We start from the raw sequence: 20,619 nt of genomic DNA on the forward strand, positions 1-20,619 counted from the left end.
ATGGACAGACTTTGGGGGCAGGCACGTGAAGAACTTCAGAAGATCGTCGGGACCGACAGTTTCTCGACCTGGATCGAGCCGCTCCGCCTGACCGGGGTCGAGGACGGCACCGCCACCATCGCCTGCCCGACCCGTTTCCTGTCCGACTGGGTATCGCGCCATTACAGCGACGACATCCTGAAGGTGCTGGACCGCATGGGCGGTCCGGTGCAGCGCCTGAGCTTCCAGACCCGCAGCCAGACCGCCCGCCAGGCGGCCGCGCCGGCCGTCAAGCGCCCCGCCCCCCCGCGCCCCGCCGGCGAGGAGGAATTGGCCGCGCCGCTCGACAGCCGTTTCACCTTCGACAATTTCGTCGTCGGCAAGCCGAACGAGCTGGCCCATGCCGCCGCCCGCCGGGTGGCCGAGGGTGGGCCGGTGACCTTCAACCCGCTGTTCCTTTACGGCGGGGTCGGCCTGGGCAAGACCCACCTGATGCATGCCATCGCCCGCGAGATCCAGGCCCGCCAGCCCGAGGCGCGGGTGCTCTACCTGTCCGCCGAGCAGTTCATGTATCGCTTCGTCCAGGCGCTGCGCGACCGCACGGTGATGGATTTCAAGGAGCTGTTCCGCACGGTTTCCGTGCTGATGGTCGATGACGTGCAGTTCATCGCCGGCAAGGAATCCACGCAGGAGGAATTCTTCCATACCTTCAATACCCTGGTCGATCAGGGCAAGCAGATCGTCATCTCGGCCGACCGCGCGCCGGGCGAGATCAAGGATATGGAGGAGCGCATCAAGTCCCGCCTGCAATGCGGGCTGGTGGTGGACCTGCACCCGACCGATTACGAGCTGCGGCTGGGCATCCTGCAAAGCAAGACCGACAGTTTCCGCGCCCAGTATCCCGGGCTTCTGATCGCGCCGGGCGTGCTGGAGTTCCTGGCGCATCGCATCACCTCGAATGTGCGCGTGCTGGAAGGCGCGCTGCAGCGGCTGTTCGCCTTTGCCAGCCTGATGGGGCGCGAGATCACGCTGGACATGACCCAGGAATGCCTGGCCGACATCCTGCGCGCCAACGACCGCAAGGTCTCGATCGAGGAGATCCAGCGCAAGGTGGCCGAGCATTACAACATCCGCCTGGCCGACATGATCGGGCCGAAGCGCGTGCGCACCGTCGCCCGGCCGCGGCAGATCGCCATGTATCTGTCCAAGCAGATGACCTCGCGCAGCCTGCCCGAGATCGGACGGCGCTTCGGCGGCCGCGATCACACCACCATCATGCATGGGGTGAAAAAGATCGAGGAACTGCGCAGCGCCGATCGCAGCCTGGCGGAAGACATCGACCTGCTGCGCCGGCTGCTGGAAGCCTGATCGCATCCGCTTGACCTTGCGCGGGATTGTGCCACATTGGCGCCCCGCGCCAGGCGCGGCAAGGCCAAGACACAAGGGTGGACCATGAAGTTTTCGATTGAACGCGCCGATCTGGTGAAAGCCGTTTCCCAGGCCCAGTCCGTCGTCGAACGCCGCAACACCATCCCGATCCTGGCCAACGTGCTGATCGAGGCCACGCCCGAAGGCGTCAGCTTCCGCGCCACCGATCTGGATACCGAGATCGTGGACCGCGCCGCGGCCCAGGTCGAGCGGCCCGGCGCCACCACCGTTTCGGCCGGGATGCTGAATGACATCGCCCGCAAACTGCCGGACGGCGCGCTGGTGCAGCTCAGCCTCGACGCCGCCTCGCAACGGCTGGCGGTGCAGGCCGGACGTTCGAATTTCAGCCTGGCCACCCTGCCGCGCGAGGACTTCCCGGTGATGTCCTCGTCGGAATATTCGGCGAATTTCTCGGCCCCCGCCGCGGTGCTGCGCCGGCTGTTCGACAAGTCCAAATTCGCCATCTCGAACGAGGAAACCCGCTATTACCTGAACGGCGTCTACATGCATGTCGCCCAGGGCGAGGACGGCCCGACGCTGCGCTGCGTCGCAACCGACGGCCATCGGCTGGCGCGGATCGACGCGCCGCTGCCCGCCGGCGCCGAGGCGATGCCCGGGGTGATCGTGCCGCGCAAGACCGTGGCCGAGCTGCGCAAGCTTCTGGACGATGACGAGGCCGAGATCGCGGTCTCGGTCAGCGAGACCAAGGTGCGTTTCGCCACGCCCCGGATCACCCTGACCTCGAAGGTGATCGACGGCACCTTTCCGGATTACAGCCGCGTCATTCCCTCGGCCAATGCCCGCAAGCTGGAAGTCGATGCCGGCGATTTCGCCAAGGCCGTCGACCGGGTGGCCACCGTCAGCAGCGAGCGTTCGCGCGCCGTCAAGCTGTCCTTGGACGAGGATCGGCTGGTGCTGTCCGTGAACGCCCCCGATGCCGGCGCGGCGGACGAGGAACTGCCGGTCGCCTATGCCGACGAGCCGCTGGAGATCGGTTTCAATGCCAAGTACCTGCATGAGATCGCCAGCCAAATCGAGCGCGAGAACGCGGTCTTTCTGTTCAACGGCTCGGGCGACGCGGCACTGATCCGCGAGGGCGGCGACACCAGCGCGGTCTATGTCGTCATGCCGATGCGCGTGTGACGCTGACCCAACTGCACCTGACCCAGTTCCGCAGCTGGGCCAGGCTGGAGATCGAGGCCGACCGCCGCCCCGTCGCCATCCATGGCCCGAACGGCGCCGGCAAGACCAATATCCTGGAAGCCATCTCGATGCTGTCGCCCGGCCGCGGCATGCGCGGCGCCGCGCCCGGCGATCAGGCCCGCAAAGGGCCGGATGTCGGCTGGCAGATCCGCGCCCGGATCGACGAGCATGAGGTCACGACCCGCGCCCTGCCCGGCCAGCCGCGCGAGGTGATGATCGACGACAAGCCCTCGACGCAGATCGCGCTTGGCCGGCTGATGCGGGCGATCTGGCTGACCCCGGCCATGGACCGGCTGTGGACCGATGCGCCGGAACAGCGGCGGCGCTTTCTCGACCGGCTGACGCTGAGCTTTATTCCCGGCCATGCCGAGGACGCGCTGGGTTACGACAAGGCCATGCGCGAGCGCAACCGGCTGCTCAAGGATGAGGTCCGCGATCCCGGCTGGTATCGGGCGCTGGAGGCGCAGATGGCCGAGATGGGCGCGGCTGTCACCCGCAACCGGCTGGACGCCATCGCCCGGATCGCGACGGCGCAGGACGGGGCCAGGACTGCCTTCCCCTCGGCCAGCCTGACGCTGCTGCCCGGCGAGGGCTTCGCCGACGACCCCGATCCCGACAGCATCGCCGCCCGGCTGGCCGCAGGCCGCAGCCGCGACATGGCCGCCGGCCGCAGCCTGAGCGGCCCGCATCGCGCCGATCTGGGCGCGCATTGGGGGCCGCAGGCAATGCCCGCAGCGCTGAGTTCGACCGGCGAGCAGAAAGCGCTGCTTCTGTCCCTGATCCTGGCCAATGCACGGGCGCTGGAGGGCGAAAGCCCGGTGCTGCTGCTGGACGAAGTGGCGGCGCATCTGGATGCCGACCGCCGCGCCGCGCTTTACGACGAGATCTGCGCGCTTGGCGCCCAGAGCTGGCTGACCGGCACCGGGCCGGAACTGTTCGAGGCGCTGCGCGGCCGGGCGCAATTCCTGGCGGTCGCGCGCGAGGCCGAGGTCTCGCGCATCATGGGTATTTGAGGAGCAAAGCAGCCGGCTGGGCGTCGATTCGGGTATTTGGAAAACGGTGAAGCTCAGGGGGCGAGCATCAGGTCCACCAATTCGAAACGGGTGACATCAACCAGCCCCAGGTCCGAGATCCGCAGTTCCGGGATCACCACCAGCGCCAGCAGAGAATGCTGCATATAGGCGTTGTTGAGCGTGCAGCCGCAATCCCGCATCGCCTGGACGATGGCCTGCGCGGCCTCGGCGACCTCCTCGGCCGGGCGGTCGGACATCAGCCCGGCGATGGGCAGGGCAACGCTGGCAAGCTCGGCACCGTCGCGGAACACGGTGACACCGCCGCCGATGGCGCCAAGATGGTTCGCCGCCGCCGCCATGCTGTCGCGGTCGGTGCCGACGACGATCATGTGGTGGCTGTCATGCGCCACCGTCGAGGCGACCGCCATCCGGCCCCGATAGCCGAAGCCCGAAACGAAGCCGTTCACCACACCGCCCGTCGCCCGGTGGCGTTCGACCAGGGCGATGTGGCAGGTGTCGCCCTGCCCCTCGATCACGCCGTCGCGGATCGGCAGTTCGGCGGTCAGTGCCTTGGTCGGCGCCTGGTTCTCGACCACGCCGATGACGCGGACGCGGGCGGTGGCGCCCGTGGCGCTGACCTCGAAATCCGGGGCGGCGAGGCGCTTGCCCAGATGCACCGAGTTGCGCGCCGTCTCGGGCCAGGCGATGCGCGGGCAATCGACCAGCAGCCTGCCGGCTTCCGCCACCAGCCGCCCCTGGGCGATCACCGCCTCGATCGGCAGGGTCCGCAGGTCCGAGGTCAGGATCACATCCGCCCGCCGTCCCGGGGTGATGCTGCCGAGTTCGCGTTCCAGTCCGAAATGGCTGGCGGCGTTGACGGTCGCCATCTGGATCGCCACCAGCGGATCGCAGCCGCAGGCGATGGCGTGGCGCACCACCCGGTTCATGTGCCCGTCATGGACCAGCGTGCCGGAATGGCTGTCGTCGGTGCACAGGATGAAGAAGCGCGGGTCGAGCCCCTTTTCGGTGATCGCGGTGATCTGGCTTGCCACGTCATACCAGGCCGAGCCCAAACGCATCATGCAGCCCATGCCCTGACGGACGCGGGCGATGCCCTGCGCCTCGGTCGTGGTCTCGTGATCGTCGTTGGCGCCGCCGGCGACATAGGCATGGAAGGGCCGGCCCAGGTCGGGGCTGGCATAATGGCCGCCCACGGTCTTGCCGGCGGCGCGGGTGGCGGCGATCTCGGCCAGCATCTGCCGGTCGCCGGCGGCGACGCCGGGGAAGTTCATCATCTCGCCCAAGGCCACGATGCCCTCCCAACCCATGGCCTGCGCCACCTCGCCCTCGGTGATCGGCTGGCCGGTGGTTTCCAGCCCCGGCGCCGAAGGCGCGCAGCTGGGCATCTGGGTGAACATGCTGATCGGCTGGAGCAGCGATTCGTCGCGCATCAGCCGCACGCCTTCAAGGCCCAGCACGTTGGCGATCTCGTGCGGGTCGTGGAAGATGGTCGTGGTGCCATGCGGGATCACCGCCGCCGCGAAGCCGGCCGGGGTCAGCATCCCCGATTCGACATGCATATGCGCGTCGATCAGGCCCGGGACCATGAAGCGGCCCGCCGCCTCGACCACCTGCGTATCGGGGCCCACCGAGGGGCCGGCATCGGGGCCGACATAGGCGACGCGACCGTCCGCCACCGCCACGTCGATGCCGGGGATCGCCTCGCGCGTGTGGACGTTCACCCACTGCCCGCCCCGGACCACCAGATCGGCCGGGGCGCGGCCGGCCGCCACCTCGACCAGCCGGGCCTGGGATTGGATCCACGATTTCAACATGCCTGCCTCCCTTGTTCATCGCCCCCAGATTGCGGCAGGGTGGCGCGGAAGGAAAGGCGGCGCGATGGAATGGAGCGGCGAGGCCAGCGTGATGGCGCTGCAAAGGCACGGCGAAAGCGCCGTGATCCTGACCGTGCTGACGCGCGAGGCCGGGCTGATCCGCGGCCTGGTGCCCGGCGGCGCCAGCACCAGGCGCGCCGCCATACTGCAGCCGGGCAGCCGGGTCAGCCTGCGCTGGCGGGCGCGGCTGGAGGACCAGTTGGGCACTTTCGCCGTCGAACCGGTGCGGGCGCGGCCGGGGCTGCTGACCGGCGCCGATGCGCTGGCCGGTGTGAACGCGGTCACCGCGCTGCTGACCTATGCCCTACCCGAGCGCGACCCGCATCCGCGCCTTGTCGACGCCACCGAGGCGCTGCTGGACCTGATGGATTGGGGCGAGACCTGGGCCGAAGCCTATCTGCGCTGGGAGATGCGGCTGCTCGACGAGCTGGGCTTCGGCCTCGATCTCAGCAGTTGCGCCGTGACCGGCTCGCGCGAGGGGCTGGCCTATGTCAGCCCGCGCTCGGGCCGGGCGGTTTCGGCCCAGGCGGCGGGGGAATGGGCGCCGCGGTTGCTGCCCTTGCCGGCCATGCTGGGCGGGCGCGGCAATGGCGGCATCGAGGATGCGCTGGCGCTGACCGGGCATTTCCTGCATGCACGGCTGGCCGAAGCCCATGCCGGTAAGCCGCTGCCGCCCGCCCGCGCCCGGCTGGTCGCCCGGCTTATTGCGTCACCGCCCGCCAGCGGATGGTGACATCGGGACCGGTCATCCGCAATTCCCCGCCCTCCGCCTTGCCTCGCGCACGGCACCGAGCGCCTGGAAGAAGGCGTGCTCGCCGCCCTCCTGCAGGCAGGCGCGGCGGGTCGTGGCCAGTGCGCCCAGATCCAGCGCCGGCAGCGTGGCATTGTTGCGGCCGGTGAACAGGTTGCAGGGCCCCTGCCCCGAGACGGCGCCATCCGCGGCGATGCGCAGCGTGGGCGTGCCCGAAACCGCGACCCCCTCGACCGCGATCAGCTCGTAATCGCCGGGAATGGGCGTATCGTCTCCGGTCTCGGCTTCAGTCACGCAGGCCGCCAAAACCAGCGGCAGGGCGAGGAGAACTTTCCGCATCGCGCGCTCCTTTGCGAAGGGGGCGCCCCGCAGGGCGCGCCGTCCGGTCACTTTTCCTTGCGATAACCCGGCTCGTAGGTCAGGTAGGTCGGGCCCTTGATGGTCAGCACGCCGCCTTCATAGGCGATGCCATTGGCACCCGAGAGCGCCTGGAAATAGCGCGATTCCAACTGCCCGGCCCGGCCGGAACAGCCCATCTTCGTGGTGGTCAGCGCCCCCAGCGCGAAGCCCGGCGGCTCGGCGGTCTGCGGGGCCGTGTAATTGTTGCAGGGCGCCTGGCCCGAGATCGAGCCGTCGGCCTCGATCGTCATGCCGACATTGCGTTGCGGCACCGTGTCCGAGCCGATGCCGACCAGCACATAGGGGCCGGTCGGCACGTTCGAGCCGGGGGTCGAGGGCGCGGTCGGCTCGCAGGCGGCAAGGCCGAGCGTGGCGACAATCGCCGCGGAAATCAGGGGGATGCGGGTCACTGGCAGCTCCGTTCTGTTCTGTTGCCGCCATAATGCCTGAACGGCCCCCGCTGTCCAGCAGGGGCCGGAATTTCATCCTAGTCCAGTAGCCTGCGTGCAATAACCTGGGCCTGGATCTCGGCCGCGCCCTCGAAGATGTTGAGAATGCGCGCATCGCAGAGCACGCGGCTGATAGCATATTCCAGCGCGAAGCCGTTGCCGCCATGGATCTGCAGGGCATTGTCGGCCGCCGCCCAAGCGACGCGGGCGCCCAGCAGCTTGGCCATCCCGGCCTCGAGGTCGCAGCGCCGGCCGTGATCCTTTTCCCAAGCGCTGAAATAGGTCAGCTGACGCGCGATCATGATCTCGACCGCCATCATGGCGAGCTTGTCGGCGACGCGCGGGAACTCGATCAGCGACTTGCCGAACTGCTTGCGGTCGATGGCATATTGCATGCCGATCTCGGCCGCGCATTGCGCCACGCCGACGGCGCGAGCGGCGGTCTGAATCCGAGCCGATTCAAAGGTTTCCATCAGTTGCTTGAAGCCTTTTCCAGGCTCCCCGCCCAGAAGGTTCCCGCCCTTGACCCGGAAGCCGTCGAAGCCCAGTTCGTATTCCTTCATGCCGCGATAGCCCAGCACCTCGATCTCGCCGCCGGTCATGCCGGGGGTCGGGAACGGATCGTCGTCGGTACCGGGGGTCTTTTCCGCAAGGAACATCGAGAGGCCGCGCCAGTCGCTGCTCTCGGGATCGGTGCGCGCCAGCAGCGTCATGACATGGGTGCGCTGCGCATGGGTGATCCAGGTCTTGTTGCCGGTGACCACCCAGTCCTCGCCGTCGCGAACCGCCCGCGTGCGCAAGCTGCCCAGGTCCGAGCCGGTATTCGGCTCGGTGAACACCGCCGTCGACAGGATCTCGCCCGAGGCGAGGCCGGGCAGCCATTTCGCCTTCTGCTCCTCGGTGCCGCCGCAGAGGATCAGCTCGGCCGCGATCTCGCTGCGGGTGCCCAGGCTGCCCACGCCGATATAGCCGCGCGACAGTTCCTCGGTGACGACGACCATGGACGCCTTGGAAAGGCCGAGCCCGCCGAATTCCTCGGGGATGGTCAGGCCGAAAACGCCGAGTTCCGCCAGTTCCTCGACGATCTCCATCGGGATCAGCTGGTCCTTCAGGTGCCATTCGTGGGCATTGGGGATCACCCGTTCCTCGGCATAGCGGCGGAACTGGTCGCGGATCATCTCCAGATCCTCATCGAGCCCCGTGGTGCCGAAGGTCGCCCGACCCCGGTTGTCCTGCATCAGCCGTGCGAGTTCCGCCCGCGCCGGCGCGCTGTTGCCGCGCATCAGCCCCAGCGCCGCCTCGCCCGGCCGCCAGTCGATCCCCAGGTCCGAAAGCCGGGCAAATTCCGTCTGGCTCATCGGAATGCCGCCGGCGATCTGGGTCAGGTATTCGCCCAGACCGATCTGCAGGATCAGCGCCTCGATCCGGCCCAGATTGCCCGCCTCGGCCAGCCGCGCGGCCCAGCCGGTCAACTGGCGAATCGATTCGACATAGGTGGCAAGCCAGGACAGGGCATGGGCGGCGTGCTGGTGTTCCTCCAGCAGCGCCGGCTGCGGCTTGCCTGAGGGCGCCACCAGCGCCCGCAGCGTCTCGGTGGCGCGCGATTGCAGGGTCTCAAGTTCCGGGAGCGTGGCTGCGGCCAGCGCCAGCAGGGCGGAAGGCGTATCGGCAGGCATCGCGGGCATGTCCTTCATGGCAGATTCCTTGTGCGGCGTTGCGGCATAAATACCGCCTTCGCAACCGCAGCGCAACTATCATGCGCCACAATGACCGAGCGTGAACTAAAATGACTCGACGAACAGCCGGAAGCGGCCGAGATGCGGAAACCCTGCGGCCTTGCCGGCGCAGTCCGCACTCCGCCGATCTTCTCGTGCCATGGGGGTCAAGGGCAACGCCCAGCAAGGCGGATGCCGGCATTGACGTTTCGAGGTTATCTCAAAGCACAGACGCCGATATTCCCCTGGTCACGACATGATCGCAGTCCGCCGCTCTCATGGAGACGGCCGTCCTGTCGACTTGCATGAGATGACAGGAGACTGCACGAAAGTGCAGGATTCGAGATGTCTGGGAAGCACGCCCCGGGCAGCGCGCATGTGCAGAAAGGTCGCGGATCGTTCAATCTGGTCGAATCCGGTGCTGGTGACCGGGTGGTGACCGCGCGCACCATCTTGCGGGCTTTGGCAATCTTGCAGTCTTGGCATCGCCGTTCCGGTCATGCACATTTCCCGCAGTTTCAGTTTGACCCATTTTTCCCCCGCGGAGGCCTTTTTCATGAACGCCCCCCTGCGCCAGTCCGAGCGGCTGGGCCGTTTGACGACCGCCCTCGGCCCCGACACGCTGGCGCTTTTGCGCTTCGACGGCACGGACCACCTCAACGACCTCTTCGACTACCGCGTCGAGGCGCTGGCCACCCGCAACGATCTCGACTTCGACGCGCTGATCGGCACCCATGCCACGGTCGAGATCGAGACCCGCGACGGCCCGCAACCCTTCGACGGCATCGTCACCCAGGCCCGCTGGGCCGGCGTGGGTGAGAACGGCCACCGCTACGACCTGACCCTGCGACCCTGGTTCTGGCTCGCCTCCCGCCGCCGCAACCAGCGGATCTTTCACGACAAGACCGTGGTGCAGATCCTGACCGAGCTGCTCTCGGATTACGCGCAGCTCGGCGATCCGGCGGTCGAGTTCCAGCTCTCGCAGGATTATCCGACCCTCGAATACACCGTGCAATATCGCGAATCCGACCTCGGTTTCGCCCGCCGGCAGATGGAGCGGCACGGCATCTCCTTCCATTTCCGCCACGCCCCGGGCAGCCACACGCTGGTGCTGACCGACGACGTGCTGGCGCATGAGACCATCGGTTCGCGGCCCTATAAAAGCTACGACGGCCATCACCAGGCCGAGGGCGAGCATTTCTGGGACTGGTCGCCCGAGCGCAACCTGACCACCGGCGCCATCCGGCTGACCGACTACAATTTCAAGAAGCCCGACCAGGCGATGGAGGCCGACCGGCTGGGCGATGCCGCCCATGCGCAGGGCCAGATCGAGAGCTTCGACTACCCGGGCGACTATCCGGCGCAGGACGTGGGCAAGCTAGTGGCGGGGCTGCGCACCAGCCAGGAACGCGGCGCGGACCGGCGCAACCGCGCGGTGGGCGATTGCGCCAGCCTGCGGGCGGGGCGCCGGGTGACGCTTGCGGGCGACCCGGTGCCGGGGACGGGCGAGACCTATCTCTGCCTCTCGGCCTCGCATCATTTCGTGTCCGAGGCCTATGGCTCCGGCGGTTCGGGCAGCGACGGCTATGCCTTCACCGGCAGCTACGCCCTGATGCCGGACACCGCGCCGATGGTGCCGCCGCGGCGGACGGCGGTCCCCGTGGTGCACGGCCCGCAGACGGCGATGGTGGTCGGCGAGGGCGAGATCGACTGCGACGAATACGGCCGCATCCTGGTGCGGTTCCACTGGGATCTGGCGGGCGCGCATTCGATGCGCTGCCGGGTGTCGCAGAACTGGGCCGGCGCCGGCTGGGGCGGCATGGTCATCCCCAGGATCGGCATGGAGGTCGTGGTCGAGTTCCTGGAAGGCGATCCGGATAAGCCGCTGGTCACCGGATGTGTTTATAACGGTAGGAACAAGGTGCCTTATGAGCTGCCGGCGCAAAAGACCATCAGCACCTTCAAAACCGATACCCATCAGGGGACCGGTTTCAACGAGTTGCGCTTTGAGGATGAAAAAGACAGCGAAGAGATTTTCTTGCACGCGCAGCGCGACATGAACGCCAAGATCGAGCAGCACCGGACCGAGCGCGTCAACAACAACAAGATCGAAAGTGTAGGCGATTCCAAAGCAAGCGAGGTGCATAACATCCTGGATCAGATCGTGGGTGGCGACATGCGCATCTCGGTTGGGCCGGGGCATCGCGGGCGCGTCACCCCCGCCGAAGCCGGGAGCGAAACCCAAGGCATCGGGGGCGCCGCCGCGCTGGTGGGCCGAGCCATCGGCGATTTCGGCGCGGGCAATCTAGAAATCGCGGTTGAGCGCGACATGAACAGTAATATTGGCCGCAATAGCAGCGAAATCCTGGGCAAGTTGAAATCTACCACCGTCGGCGATACCTATTACATTGAAGTCGCCAAGAACTTTGTGGTCGAGGCGGGCCAGCAGATTACCCTGCGCTGCGGGCAAAGCATGATCACGCTGGATCATTGCGGCAACATCGCCATCAACGGCAAGGTGGCTACCGTGACCATGGACCAGCTTTTACGATTGATGTCGGATTTCGTGAAAATCAACGAATGAAATATGTTCTTGTTGCCCTGGCGCTGTGCTGTGCTGTCGGCACCTATGCTTATATCTCACTCCCAAATTGGTTAATGGAGGCCACCGTGACCGAGACGGCCTATCGCGCAGACCGCCTGTTTCAGGCTGAAGATCCGAATTATGATGCGGATATTCACAAGCTGGCCCAGCAGATTGAACGGCGTGAACCGATTGCCCCACAAGACATCCAATGGCTTGGTTCGCGGGTGAACAAGCGTCACGGACAGGATATCACATTGCTGTTTCACGCCCTGGCGTCGGGAAATGTGGCGGCGGTGGATGCCCTGCTTGCCATAGGGGCGGATCCGACGATGCCTGACAAGACTGGATCCCGGCGGGATTTCGTTTATGCGCTGACAATGCCCGGCGGTGACTTGCTGGATCAGGATGCGATGAATGACGTAATCCGCGCATATCTGGCGCATGGCGGCGATCCCAACGGCTCGGGCGGGCTGGATGCACAGGGCCGGCCACTGCCAGGGATCCGAACCATCCTGCCCTATGGTCTGGCGCTGAACGGGAATTATCAGGGGCTAGAGATCGTGCTTGCCGCCGGCGCTGATCCCTGGCTGCCAGAGTTCAACGACGGGGAATATTTCATGAATGCCGTCGACGCTTTGGCCGCCGACCAGCAGTTCGAGCAACTGGATATGCTGATTGACAAGGGATATTTCGATCACCCCACTCAGACCCAGCTGGAGCATTTCCTGAACGCGCTAGGCGGCTATGCCCAACGCCGCGATGAACCAAGTCTGGAGATCAAGCGGATCGCCATGCGGGTGTTGAAGCGCAATCCCCATTATATCGAAACCGTCACGCATGACGCGCGCACGCGTATGATTTTCAAGGACCATTGGAATGACCCCGAACCCGGCCAGATCCCTTGGGATGAAATCCGTTCAGACCGGGTGAACTGAATGAGCTCGACCCATCCCGGCAGCGCCAAATGGACAACTTGCTGGCGGCAGGCCAGTTATCTGTGCAAGCACGTCTATAAAGATCCACCTGGCCCGGCGGGCTTTCAGACGTTCTATCCCGACAAGATGGCCGAGGTAGAACGCAACTGGGAAACATGGGATCTACTGAACAATCAGGCGGCCTCGGGGCTGGTGGCGCGGTTTTACAAGGTGAAATCGTGGAACCCCGCCGATAAGTCGGCGCCGTCCTGCCCGCCATGTCTGGTGTTTCGCGGCACCGATTTCGAAGATATGCGCGATCTTGGCATTGCCACCAATCTTCGTGTGCAGGTCGGGCCGTTCTGGAAGAACTTTCCCTTCAACAAGATCTTTGATCCCAATGTCCCTGCGCGCAACGAAGAGATAAAACGCGAAGAAATGCTGGCGATGGGGTTCAAGGCGATCGGCCTGCTGGACGAATCCGGTCGGGCGGCGGCGGATGGGATCGTTGTCAATCTGGGCATCAAGGCTGACATTATGGCCAAGGAAAATGGCGACTGGGTCAGCAATCTGTATCAGGGGCTAGGACGGGGATCGCCGCAATACAGCGAAGCCATGGCCTATGGCCGGCGCTGTGTTGATCAAAAAATCCTGCCGCTGGCCGACAAAAGGATGGAGATTTCGGGTCATTCTCTGGGCGGTGGTCTGGCGGCTGCGGTGTGTTGCCATCTGGATCATCGCTATCCGCAAGTGGCCCTGCATGCAATGATCTTCAATCCGGCCGGCGTGAATCCCAAGACGATCGCTCCCGCCTCGACCAGCAGCGGCTCGATCAACGCTTTTGCTGTCAAGGACGAGGTGCTGACCACGCTGCAAAGCTATACCACCACCATGCCGTTTATCGGCGCGGTCTTTCGCCATGCCTCGCGGCGGCTGGGCATGGCGGCGATGCCGCCGTCACTGGGAACGATGCGGCGCGTTGCGGGCAGAAGCCCGGGCGGTGCATTGGGCGCCAAGGGTACGCCTTTGCCCGACCTGTTCCCGATGCGGACCGGTAACCGATCCTCTATTCCGGTGCTGGCCGAAATGGACGGACTGTTGCTGGCGGCGCCCAATCTGTCGCAATTCACCGAGAACCTGGCGAAATGGCTGCGCGCGCGCTATGAAAAGCGCGCGTTGGAGGACATCGCGTGGTATTCAACCGTTATTGGCAAATGGTCGCGCATTCTGGAACTGTGGTTTGCCGAACTGCGCCCCGAACTGGCGCTGGTCACGCACGCCTTCAAGCATTCCGCTGAATATCACGGGATGGACGTGGTGATCGCCACCTATGAGGCGACGTTCCCGGCCTGATCAGCCGGGGCGCACTTTTTCTGTGGTCGATCCGGTCGTTATCACGCCACCGCAGCTGGTCCGGCTGCCGATATGGGCGATGGGGCGCCCGTCGATTTTGTTGACGGATGATCCGCTGGTGATTGTCCCCCCGCATTCGGTCACATCGCCAACGGTGGCAATTTCCTTGCCGTCCAGTCTTACGCGCGATTCGACCTGAGCGATGTGGTTCTTGCCATGGATAGGACAGTCATGTTCATCGCCGAGCCGCGCCACTGGTTGCATGTCTTACCTCCATCTTGCTGCCAACAATAATGTGGTGTTTTCGTGTTAGAATCAACCAACAGCGCCGTTATCATATAAACTTAAGGTGCAAGTTGCAGACGTAATGAGTCGGGTCTGAACAAAGTGCAACGCATTGATTTTGTGTGATGGCCCGGCGTTTTTTTTGGTCATGTTCTGCAGGGTTTCGTAATCTGAGAGCCAGAACCCTGGAATTTCTGGTCCCCGATGAAGCCCCATTCCCGCGCCCACGAACAGGATGATCTTCTGCGGCCGAGGCTGGTGGACATGATCGATGCCCGTCTTGCACCGCGGCTGGCCATCCAGGTCGGGCGCTACGCCCATGCCCGCCAGTTCAAGCGCATGCGCAAGGCGCTGCGCCAACTCAGGGGCTATGTCGGCCGGGTGCGTCGCGATCTTCGCCGTCACCTGCAGGACATCCCGCAAGGCCCCCTGCGCGAGAAGATTCTGGACGCGCTATGGCTGGTCGGGCGCCTGCTGGAACAGGGGCCGAAGAGCAAAGACAAGCTCTATTCCCTGCATGAGCCCGAGGTCGACTGCATCTCAAAGGGCAAGGCGCGGATGCGCTACGAGTTTGGCACCAAGGTCAGCCTCGCGACCACCCTCGACGGCGGCCTCATAGTCGGCGCCCGCAGCTTTCCGGGCAATCCTTATGACGGCCACACCCTGGCACCGGCGCTGGAGCAGGTCGAGATCCTGACCGACACGAGGCCCAGCCTCGCCCTGGTCGACCGCGGCTATCGCGGGCATGGCGTCGAAACCACCAGCGTCCTGATCAGTGGCCAGAGGCGCGGCATCACCCCGGTGTTGGCAAAGCTCCTCAAACGGCGCAGCGCCATCGAGCCCGAGATCGGCCATATGAAATCAGACGGCAGATTGGCCAGATGCCCCCTCAAGGGCAGGATCGGTGATGCCATCTTCGCCCTGCTCTGCGCCTGCGGACACAACATCCGAAAGATCCTCGCCCATATCAGGGCTCTTTGGGCCGTCGTCATCCGCTTCATCCCCGCCATCGTTGAGCAAACAGACGGATCCCTGCGGCGGCTCAGCGCAGCATAACCCCCTTGTTCAGCGGCGAAGAATTATAGTCTATACCTTTCCGGGTTGACTGCAAAAGCATGATTCCATGACCCTTGATCCCGCTGCGAGATACGCACTTACCGGTCAGTTCGACTTGGAGCATTACGACCGTGATCGCGAAGATTTTCCGTCTGAGTTTGACGCGAACGGCTGGCCTCTGTTCGGTCAATTCAATCCCTATGCTTTGAAACACCCCATTACCGCAAGGCCGTGGTACTAGGCCCCGCGCGTGCCGTCAGATGCAGAATGCTACCATTCATATGCGGCATGGTTCCGGATTGCTGAGACTTTCGTGAGAATTGATAACGAGATGCTCGAAAGATTGCGAACTACACCGAGACGCGACAGCGAAATTCCTGCTCCGGCAACGAGTGGTCGGTATTATCGTGCAGGGTCCTATAAAAACGGAGTGGAGTTTGGAGTTTGGGGTAATCTGCCTCAGTTTTCTGAAATTCGGCAATGTCTTCTTGTGCTGTTAGAGGATCGACAGGCCACTGTTGAGCTTCTGGAGGTTTGGGGGGATTATCGACAAATTGCTGAGCGCATTATTTCGCCTTTTCCTCAAATGGATCTAAGGCGCGGCAAAAAAAGATAAGGGCGGCAGCGCCTCGGGGAAGGGTGAGCAGATAAAATGGTATATTCATTTCCGTGCTTATTGTGAGGAGCATTTTGGGCTGAGCGGGAATAAGGCAAACAAGATCATCACTGAGTATTGCTGGGATTTATCAAAAAAGCAGTCTTCTCCTGAAAGTAGCGCAGACCATGAATGGTATCGCAAGGTTCTTGGCGAGATAGAAAATCTATCTAATGGGAAGGTGAAGCCCACCAGATCGCTCAGCAACGCCATAAAGCGTTCCGGCTACAGTTCGAAAACAGCATCCGAGTGGCTTCAAGAGTATGAGAAAGAGCGTGACTCGTTGCCACCGTTCCCGCCTATTGATCTCAAGACGAAGTAATCGTGTGCCCCCATAGGGGGCGCAAACCTCTCCGCGTGCAGGTCGGCAGACTGTCTGTCATACCAATCTCACCGGCAAGCCCTTGACGGCACATCCTAAAACCTAACAGGAGTGTCGAAATTATGGCTAACAATCAATGTGGTAGCGGCCCAGAGCTCTACTACTCCATCCCCGCCGCCGCCCGTATCCTGGGCGTGCCCAAGTACACCTTGTACCGGGCGGTCAAAGCCGGGCTGCTGCCGTGCCACTTGCCGTTTTCGTCGCGGCGCCGGGTGCTGCTGTCCGAAGTGCGCGCCGCGATGGCTGCCTATATGCAAGCGGAAGTGCAGCAGGACCAGGCCGATGTCGGGTGAGGATCTGATGCCCGATATTGCAGCTGCGACCAGCTTTCTGCGCGACATGCATGCCGACCGACCCATGACCTTGGTCGCGATCAAAGAAGGGCGGGGCCCCATTGCCAAGGCCTTCGGAATGGATGTCGCAACCGACGCTGTCGACGCCCGGATCTCCGAGCACAACGGGCAGGGTTACAACATCTACTGGCAGGTCAATCGTGCCGTGGAGACCGCCCATAACAAGAAGGCGCGAAAACGGGACATCACCGAGGTCTGGATGCTGCATGTCGATGTGGACGACCTCAGCGATGATGCGCTCGAACGCCTGAAAGCGTTCGAGCCCCGGCCCTCGGTGATCCTGTTTTCCGGGGGCGGGTATCAGGCGTTCTGGTTGCTCGATCAACCGCTGGCCGACATCCCGAAAGCCGAAGCACTGAACCGCCGGATCGCGGCGAAGCTGGGCGGCGACAATTGCCATAACGCGGAACCGTATCATGCGCGTCCCCGACACCATCAGCTGGCCGAATGCCAAGAAACAGAAGGCGGGTCGCAAGCCCGTGTTGTCTCATGTACTCTGATTTCAATCTCAAAGATGGCTCCGAGGAATTCGGGCCACCGGGAACCGTCCAGGGGGTGGCGGCAGTCAAAACTGCTGTGCCCCAAACCATTCGTCCCATGTCGCTGGAAGAGGCCGATATCGACCCGAACAGCGCGCTTGGGCGGCTATTGGTTCGCGGCGACGACTCCGACAGGCCGATGGGCAGCGATAATCCCCGTTACCCGTCTCGCAGCGAAGTCGTCTGGTCCTCCTGCTGCGCCATGGCGCGGCGGGGCACGCCCCCCGAAGCAATCGCGGGCGTTTTGCTGAACCCCCAGCTTGACATCTCGGCCTCGGTTCTGGAGCGCAGCGACGCTATCGCTTATGCATGGCGGCAGGCCCGCCGGGCGATTGCGGTCAACGCGGTGGTCTGGCCGGACATCACGAAGAACGGTGATCCGCGCCAGACCTATGGCAACGCGCTGGCCGGTTTGCAGGGCCTCGGCATCCGGTTTCGCCGTGACTTGTTCAAGCAGCGCACGACGGCGGATGGCGAAGCGATCCAGGAACATGCGGGCGACATCACCGACGACGTCAGCATGATGATCCGCAAGCTGTTCTACGACACGCACGGCTTCGATGCTGGCATGACGAATATCGATGATGGCATTCAGACGCTGGCCCTGGAAAACTCCTTCAACTCGATGAGGGACTATTTCGACGGCTGGTGTGGGATGGGACGTCGCGCTTGTCCAAACTGTTTGCGCGCTATTTTGACGCCGAGGATACCGAGCTTAACAGCGCGTTCGGGATCAAGATGCTGGTTGCGGCCGTTCGCCGCGTCCGGTCCCCCGGCGCGAAGTTCGACACCATGGTCGTGCTCGAGGGCTCGCAGGATTCGGGGAAATCCACAGCCCTCAAGATCTTGGCCGGAGATGAAAACTTCTCCGACCAGCCCATCATCGGCTCGACGCGAAGACTCAGGGCGAGTTGCTGTCCGGCGTGCTGATCTTCGAAATTGCCGAACTGTCTGGGATCAAGAAGGCCGAGACCACCCACGTCAAGGCTTTCCTGTCGCGCGACACGGACCGCTACCGCCCCGCCTATGGGCGCAGGACGGTGCAGGTTCCGCGTCAGTGCGTCTTTATCGGCACCACGAACGACGACAGCTATCTGATGGACGTCACCGGAAACCGGCGCTTCTGGCCGGTGGCGACCGGCACCATCGATCTCGAAGGGCTGAAGCGCGACCGCGACCAACTCTGGGCTGAGGCTGCCCAATTTGAAGCGGCGGGAGAAGACATCACCTTGCCCGAAACACTCTGGGCGGCGGCGGCTCATCTTCAGTCCTCGCGAATGCCGCGCGATCCGTGGCTGGATGCGCTGAATTCGCCCGTGGGCCAACGCGTGATCAATGGCAAATGGCGTATCACCACCCAGCAACTCCTCGGCGAGGACAACCTCGGCATCCTGCCCGGACAGCAGAGCGATTGGGTGGCCAAGCGCTTGAAGCGGGTGATGAACCAGCTGGGCTGGGAGGGGCCGGACCCGTTCAAGAAGGACGGCAAAACCCAACGCGGCTATTCGCGCCCATTTGACCCGGAAACGGAGGATGAGCCCGTAGATTACTGATAGGTTTCGGGGGACACGGGGGACACAGGTCCTGGGTGGCCCCCGGCGCCCGACGCAGGCGCCGGCCCATAGGCCCACCCAGGACGTCCGCGCCTCCGGACCCCATGTGTCATGTGTGTCCCCCGAAACCTCTGATGCAATCTTGGGCACTGCGCTGGCTTCAATCTAGCACGCTTTCGGCGCTGCTCGACGCGCTTCTTGGGGGCCCGGGAACCCATACCCGCCCTCGGCCTTCGGGTCGCATGGGGTATCCTCGCCGGTTCCAACCTCGCGTTTCCCTGCGCCCCGCTGTCACCGCCCCCTGCCCCTCCCGCCCGCCGTGTCGCCCGACATCTTCGTCGATGTCGATGGAATCCGGCCTCCAGGCGCCCCTTGTTCTCTCGCCCCTGACGCTGCCCCGCGACCCGCCCGACCGGCCTCTCTGAGCCTCTGGAACGCCCCTCCGGCCCGTTCCCGGCCCTTATGACCCCCCGCGCCGCCCTCGTCGGCGGCGCCGGCCCCGCCTTCGCCGCCGCGCGACTATTGCGCGGTCATCACAATGTCACCGCTCCGGGATTTCCGCGTGCTTTCAGCAAATTGCGCGACCTTTTCGGGCGTGGTTCCGTTTTCTTGCAAGCAAAGCAAGAAGTTAGCCCCATGACCGATACGATCATCAAGCTCGGCACCTGGAACCGCCGCCGCACGCTGGCATCCGGCAAGACCCAGCGCCAGAAGCTGCACACCCTGAACTGGACCTGCCCCGAGACCGGCAAGAAGCGCCGCCTGTCCTTCGCGACCAAGATCGAGGCCGAGGCGCAGCGCGCCGCCCTGTTGGCCCAGATGCAGGGCAAGCGCTACTTCAACCCCGACAGCAACCCGACCGTGGCCGAGGCGGTCGCGCATTGGCTCGACCTCAAGGCCGCCGACATCAAGCTGCAGACGCTCAAAACCTATCGCATCCTGTGCCGCTGCATCACCGGGCCTTTGCTGCAGGGCACGCCGAAGGAGCGCGCCGCCTTTACCGAGACCGGCGTGAAGCCGCATCGCGACGTCAAGGTCCTGCAGCTGCTCGGGCATCGCCGGATCAGCGAATTGACCACCGCCGAGATCCGGCTCTGGCATGCCACCGTGCGCGAGGAGGTGGGCGAGTTCACTGCCTCCGAGGTCAAGGGCATGTTCAAATCCATCCTCGCCCTGGCCGAGGAGGATTTCGGCGTCCCGGTGCCCAAGATGCCGAGCAACCTGACCCGCAGGAAGCAGAAGCCGCGCAAGTCGATCCTGGAGCCGGCCGAGGTGGCGCAGTTGCTCGACCATGCCCGCAACGATCCGCAGCGCGGCATCTTCTATGCCTTTCCCTTCCTGACCGGCGTCAGGGCCTCTGAACAGCTCGGTTTGCTTTGGCAGGATATCGACCTCGACCGGGGCGTGATCCAGATCCGCCGGGTGCAGGAGCGCGACGGCTCGATCACGCTGGCGACCAAGACCGAGGCCGGCGAACGCGAGATCCCGATCTGCGCCAGCCTGCGCAAGCTGCTCTTGGCCTGGAAGCTGGTCTGCCCGCGCCTGGACGGCGACCTTTACCGGGTGTTCTGCGGCCCCGCGCAGCCGCGCGCCTGGCCACAGCGGCTCCGGAACGCGGGGTCGGCGATCCTCTACAGCAATTTCCTGCGCCGCTATTGGCAGCCGGGCCTGAAGGCGGCCGGGGTGCGCTATGTCACGCATCACTCGGCGCGGCACAGCTTCGTCTCGGTGTTGCAGGCGCAGGGTGTCGAGGTCGGGCTGGTGGCGAAGCTCGCCGGCCATGCCAATCCGGCGGTGACGCTGGGACATTACACGCAGGCGGTGCGCGGCGGCGCCGGGGCGCTGGCGCTGCTTGATGCGGCCTACGGCGGCGCGGCAGCGGGCGCGGGCGCGGGAGGCTGATGGCGCCGGGGGTCGGACCCCTGCCCCGCCGCCCCGGCGATACCGCCTGACCGAGCGGCAGAGCGGCGCGGTCCTCGAGGTCGATGCCGAGGCGCTGGAGCGTATCCTCGGCATCGAGGCCGGCTATGTCGATTGGGGCATCGCCGAGGACGGCGCGTTTGAGAATCGCAGGTGGCGGGTCAGGTGAGGGGGAGGCAAAAAGCTTTGG

Annotated in this window: 19 protein-coding genes and 1 pseudogene; 15 read left to right on the forward strand and 5 right to left on the reverse strand. The window is 64.6% G+C overall.

What is annotated here, in order from left to right:
• The 3 genes from dnaA (at position 1) to recF (ending at position 3,623) form a co-directional block, all read left to right on the forward strand.
• On the forward strand, positions 1–1,347 hold the full coding sequence (gene dnaA / locus NBE95_RS00005) for a chromosomal replication initiator protein DnaA (protein WP_289893869.1): 1,347 nt from the start codon (positions 1–3) through the stop codon (positions 1,345–1,347).
• Between the two features lie 84 nt (positions 1,348–1,431).
• Positions 1,432–2,550: a DNA polymerase III subunit beta gene (gene dnaN / locus NBE95_RS00010; RefSeq protein ID WP_289893870.1), complete on the forward strand. Its 1,119-nt coding sequence runs from the start codon at positions 1,432–1,434 to the stop codon at positions 2,548–2,550.
• The gene (gene recF, locus NBE95_RS00015; RefSeq protein WP_289893871.1) at positions 2,547–3,623 is read left to right on the forward strand and encodes a DNA replication/repair protein RecF; all 1,077 of its coding nucleotides are present in this window, start codon (positions 2,547–2,549) and stop codon (positions 3,621–3,623) included. The genes dnaN and recF overlap by 4 nt, the downstream gene beginning before the upstream one ends.
• 53 nt (positions 3,624–3,676) lie before the next feature.
• On the opposite strand, the gene ade is transcribed toward recF, so the two are convergent.
• Positions 3,677–5,458, reverse strand: coding sequence for an adenine deaminase (gene ade / locus NBE95_RS00020; protein WP_289893872.1), 1,782 nt, complete (start codon positions 5,456–5,458; stop codon positions 3,677–3,679).
• Positions 5,459–5,522: 64 nt separating this feature from the next.
• Between ade and recO the strand changes: the two genes are divergently transcribed.
• Positions 5,523–6,251 (forward strand): DNA repair protein RecO, encoded by a 729-nt coding sequence (gene recO / locus NBE95_RS00025; RefSeq protein WP_289893873.1) that lies wholly within the window; start codon positions 5,523–5,525, stop codon positions 6,249–6,251.
• A gap of 12 nt (positions 6,252–6,263) precedes the next feature.
• Here recO and NBE95_RS00030 read toward each other — a convergent pair whose 3' ends face one another.
• The 3 genes from NBE95_RS00030 to NBE95_RS00040 form a co-directional block, all read right to left on the reverse strand.
• Entirely contained in the window at positions 6,264–6,608 is a 345-nt protein-coding gene (locus NBE95_RS00030; protein ID WP_289893874.1) for an META domain-containing protein, read from the reverse strand.
• Between the two features lie 47 nt (positions 6,609–6,655).
• Complete coding sequence (locus NBE95_RS00035; RefSeq protein WP_289893875.1) at positions 6,656–7,078, reverse strand: META domain-containing protein; 423 nt, start codon at positions 7,076–7,078, stop codon at positions 6,656–6,658.
• Between the two features lie 77 nt (positions 7,079–7,155).
• Entirely contained in the window at positions 7,156–8,811 is a 1,656-nt protein-coding gene (locus NBE95_RS00040) for an acyl-CoA dehydrogenase family protein (protein ID WP_289893876.1), read from the reverse strand.
• A 577-nt stretch (positions 8,812–9,388) separates the two neighbouring features.
• Here NBE95_RS00040 and tssI point away from each other — a divergent pair.
• The 3 genes from tssI to NBE95_RS00055 are packed head-to-tail and all read left to right on the forward strand — an operon-like array spanning position 9,389 to position 13,686.
• Positions 9,389–11,416, forward strand: a complete 2,028-nt coding sequence (gene tssI / locus NBE95_RS00045) for a type VI secretion system tip protein TssI/VgrG (RefSeq protein WP_289893877.1) — start codon at positions 9,389–9,391, stop codon at positions 11,414–11,416.
• Entirely contained in the window at positions 11,413–12,354 is a 942-nt protein-coding gene (locus NBE95_RS00050; protein WP_289893878.1) for a hypothetical protein, read from the forward strand. Before tssI ends, NBE95_RS00050 begins: the two co-directional genes overlap by 4 nt.
• The gene (locus NBE95_RS00055; RefSeq protein ID WP_289893879.1) at positions 12,355–13,686 is read left to right on the forward strand and encodes a hypothetical protein; all 1,332 of its coding nucleotides are present in this window, start codon (positions 12,355–12,357) and stop codon (positions 13,684–13,686) included.
• Here NBE95_RS00055 and NBE95_RS00060 read toward each other — a convergent pair whose 3' ends face one another.
• Positions 13,687–13,950, reverse strand: a complete 264-nt coding sequence (locus NBE95_RS00060; protein WP_289893880.1) for a PAAR domain-containing protein — start codon at positions 13,948–13,950, stop codon at positions 13,687–13,689.
• A gap of 294 nt (positions 13,951–14,244) precedes the next feature.
• Between NBE95_RS00060 and NBE95_RS00065 the strand changes: the two are divergent.
• The 8 genes and pseudogenes from NBE95_RS00065 to NBE95_RS00100 form a co-directional block, all read left to right on the forward strand.
• A pseudogene (locus NBE95_RS00065) lies at positions 14,245–15,027 on the forward strand (IS5 family transposase); the annotation flags it as partial.
• Between the two features lie 67 nt (positions 15,028–15,094).
• Positions 15,095–15,268: a hypothetical protein gene (locus NBE95_RS00070; RefSeq protein ID WP_289893881.1), complete on the forward strand. Its 174-nt coding sequence runs from the start codon at positions 15,095–15,097 to the stop codon at positions 15,266–15,268.
• Between the two features lie 858 nt (positions 15,269–16,126).
• Positions 16,127–16,357: a helix-turn-helix domain-containing protein gene (locus NBE95_RS00075; protein ID WP_289893882.1), complete on the forward strand. Its 231-nt coding sequence runs from the start codon at positions 16,127–16,129 to the stop codon at positions 16,355–16,357.
• On the forward strand, positions 16,347–17,207 hold the full coding sequence (locus NBE95_RS00080; protein ID WP_289893883.1) for a DNA-primase RepB domain-containing protein: 861 nt from the start codon (positions 16,347–16,349) through the stop codon (positions 17,205–17,207). Before NBE95_RS00075 ends, NBE95_RS00080 begins: the two co-directional genes overlap by 11 nt.
• A gap of 418 nt (positions 17,208–17,625) precedes the next feature.
• Positions 17,626–17,886 carry a VapE domain-containing protein gene (locus NBE95_RS00085; RefSeq protein ID WP_289893884.1) on the forward strand — a complete coding sequence of 87 codons (261 nt, stop codon included), beginning with the start codon at positions 17,626–17,628 and terminating at the stop codon, positions 17,884–17,886.
• Positions 17,880–18,509 (forward strand): VapE domain-containing protein, encoded by a 630-nt coding sequence (locus NBE95_RS00090; protein ID WP_289893885.1) that lies wholly within the window; start codon positions 17,880–17,882, stop codon positions 18,507–18,509. Before NBE95_RS00085 ends, NBE95_RS00090 begins: the two co-directional genes overlap by 7 nt.
• 636 nt (positions 18,510–19,145) lie before the next feature.
• Positions 19,146–20,411, forward strand: a complete 1,266-nt coding sequence (locus tag NBE95_RS00095) for a site-specific integrase (protein WP_289893886.1) — start codon at positions 19,146–19,148, stop codon at positions 20,409–20,411.
• On the forward strand, positions 20,365–20,598 hold the full coding sequence (locus tag NBE95_RS00100; RefSeq protein WP_289893887.1) for a hypothetical protein: 234 nt from the start codon (positions 20,365–20,367) through the stop codon (positions 20,596–20,598). Before NBE95_RS00095 ends, NBE95_RS00100 begins: the two co-directional genes overlap by 47 nt.
• Positions 20,599–20,619: the final 21 nt, after the last annotated feature.

The organism is Paracoccus sp. TOH, assembly GCF_030388245.1.
GTDB classification, from domain to species: domain Bacteria; phylum Pseudomonadota; class Alphaproteobacteria; order Rhodobacterales; family Rhodobacteraceae; genus Paracoccus; species Paracoccus simplex.

Bases quoted from the DNA above. Each gene is read 5' to 3' on its own strand.
- dnaA (WP_289893869.1), top strand. From the start codon at position 1: ATGGACAGACTTTGGGGGCAGGCACGTGAAGAACTTCAGAAGATCGTC.
- dnaN (WP_289893870.1), top strand. From the start codon at position 1,432: ATGAAGTTTTCGATTGAACGCGCCGATCTGGTGAAAGCCGTTTCCCAG.
- ade (WP_289893872.1), bottom strand. From the start codon at position 5,458: ATGTTGAAATCGTGGATCCAATCCCAGGCCCGGCTGGTCGAGGTGGCG.
- recO (WP_289893873.1), top strand. From the start codon at position 5,523: ATGGAATGGAGCGGCGAGGCCAGCGTGATGGCGCTGCAAAGGCACGGC.
- NBE95_RS00030 (WP_289893874.1), bottom strand. From the start codon at position 6,608: ATGCGGAAAGTTCTCCTCGCCCTGCCGCTGGTTTTGGCGGCCTGCGTG.
- NBE95_RS00040 (WP_289893876.1), bottom strand. From the start codon at position 8,811: ATGAAGGACATGCCCGCGATGCCTGCCGATACGCCTTCCGCCCTGCTG.
- tssI (WP_289893877.1), top strand. From the start codon at position 9,389: ATGAACGCCCCCCTGCGCCAGTCCGAGCGGCTGGGCCGTTTGACGACC.
- NBE95_RS00050 (WP_289893878.1), top strand. From the start codon at position 11,413: ATGAAATATGTTCTTGTTGCCCTGGCGCTGTGCTGTGCTGTCGGCACC.
- NBE95_RS00055 (WP_289893879.1), top strand. From the start codon at position 12,355: ATGAGCTCGACCCATCCCGGCAGCGCCAAATGGACAACTTGCTGGCGG.
- NBE95_RS00060 (WP_289893880.1), bottom strand. From the start codon at position 13,950: ATGCAACCAGTGGCGCGGCTCGGCGATGAACATGACTGTCCTATCCAT.
- NBE95_RS00070 (WP_289893881.1), top strand. From the start codon at position 15,095: ATGACCCTTGATCCCGCTGCGAGATACGCACTTACCGGTCAGTTCGAC.
- NBE95_RS00075 (WP_289893882.1), top strand. From the start codon at position 16,127: ATGGCTAACAATCAATGTGGTAGCGGCCCAGAGCTCTACTACTCCATC.
- NBE95_RS00080 (WP_289893883.1), top strand. From the start codon at position 16,347: ATGTCGGGTGAGGATCTGATGCCCGATATTGCAGCTGCGACCAGCTTT.
- NBE95_RS00095 (WP_289893886.1), top strand. From the start codon at position 19,146: ATGACCGATACGATCATCAAGCTCGGCACCTGGAACCGCCGCCGCACG.
- NBE95_RS00100 (WP_289893887.1), top strand. From the start codon at position 20,365: ATGCGGCCTACGGCGGCGCGGCAGCGGGCGCGGGCGCGGGAGGCTGAT.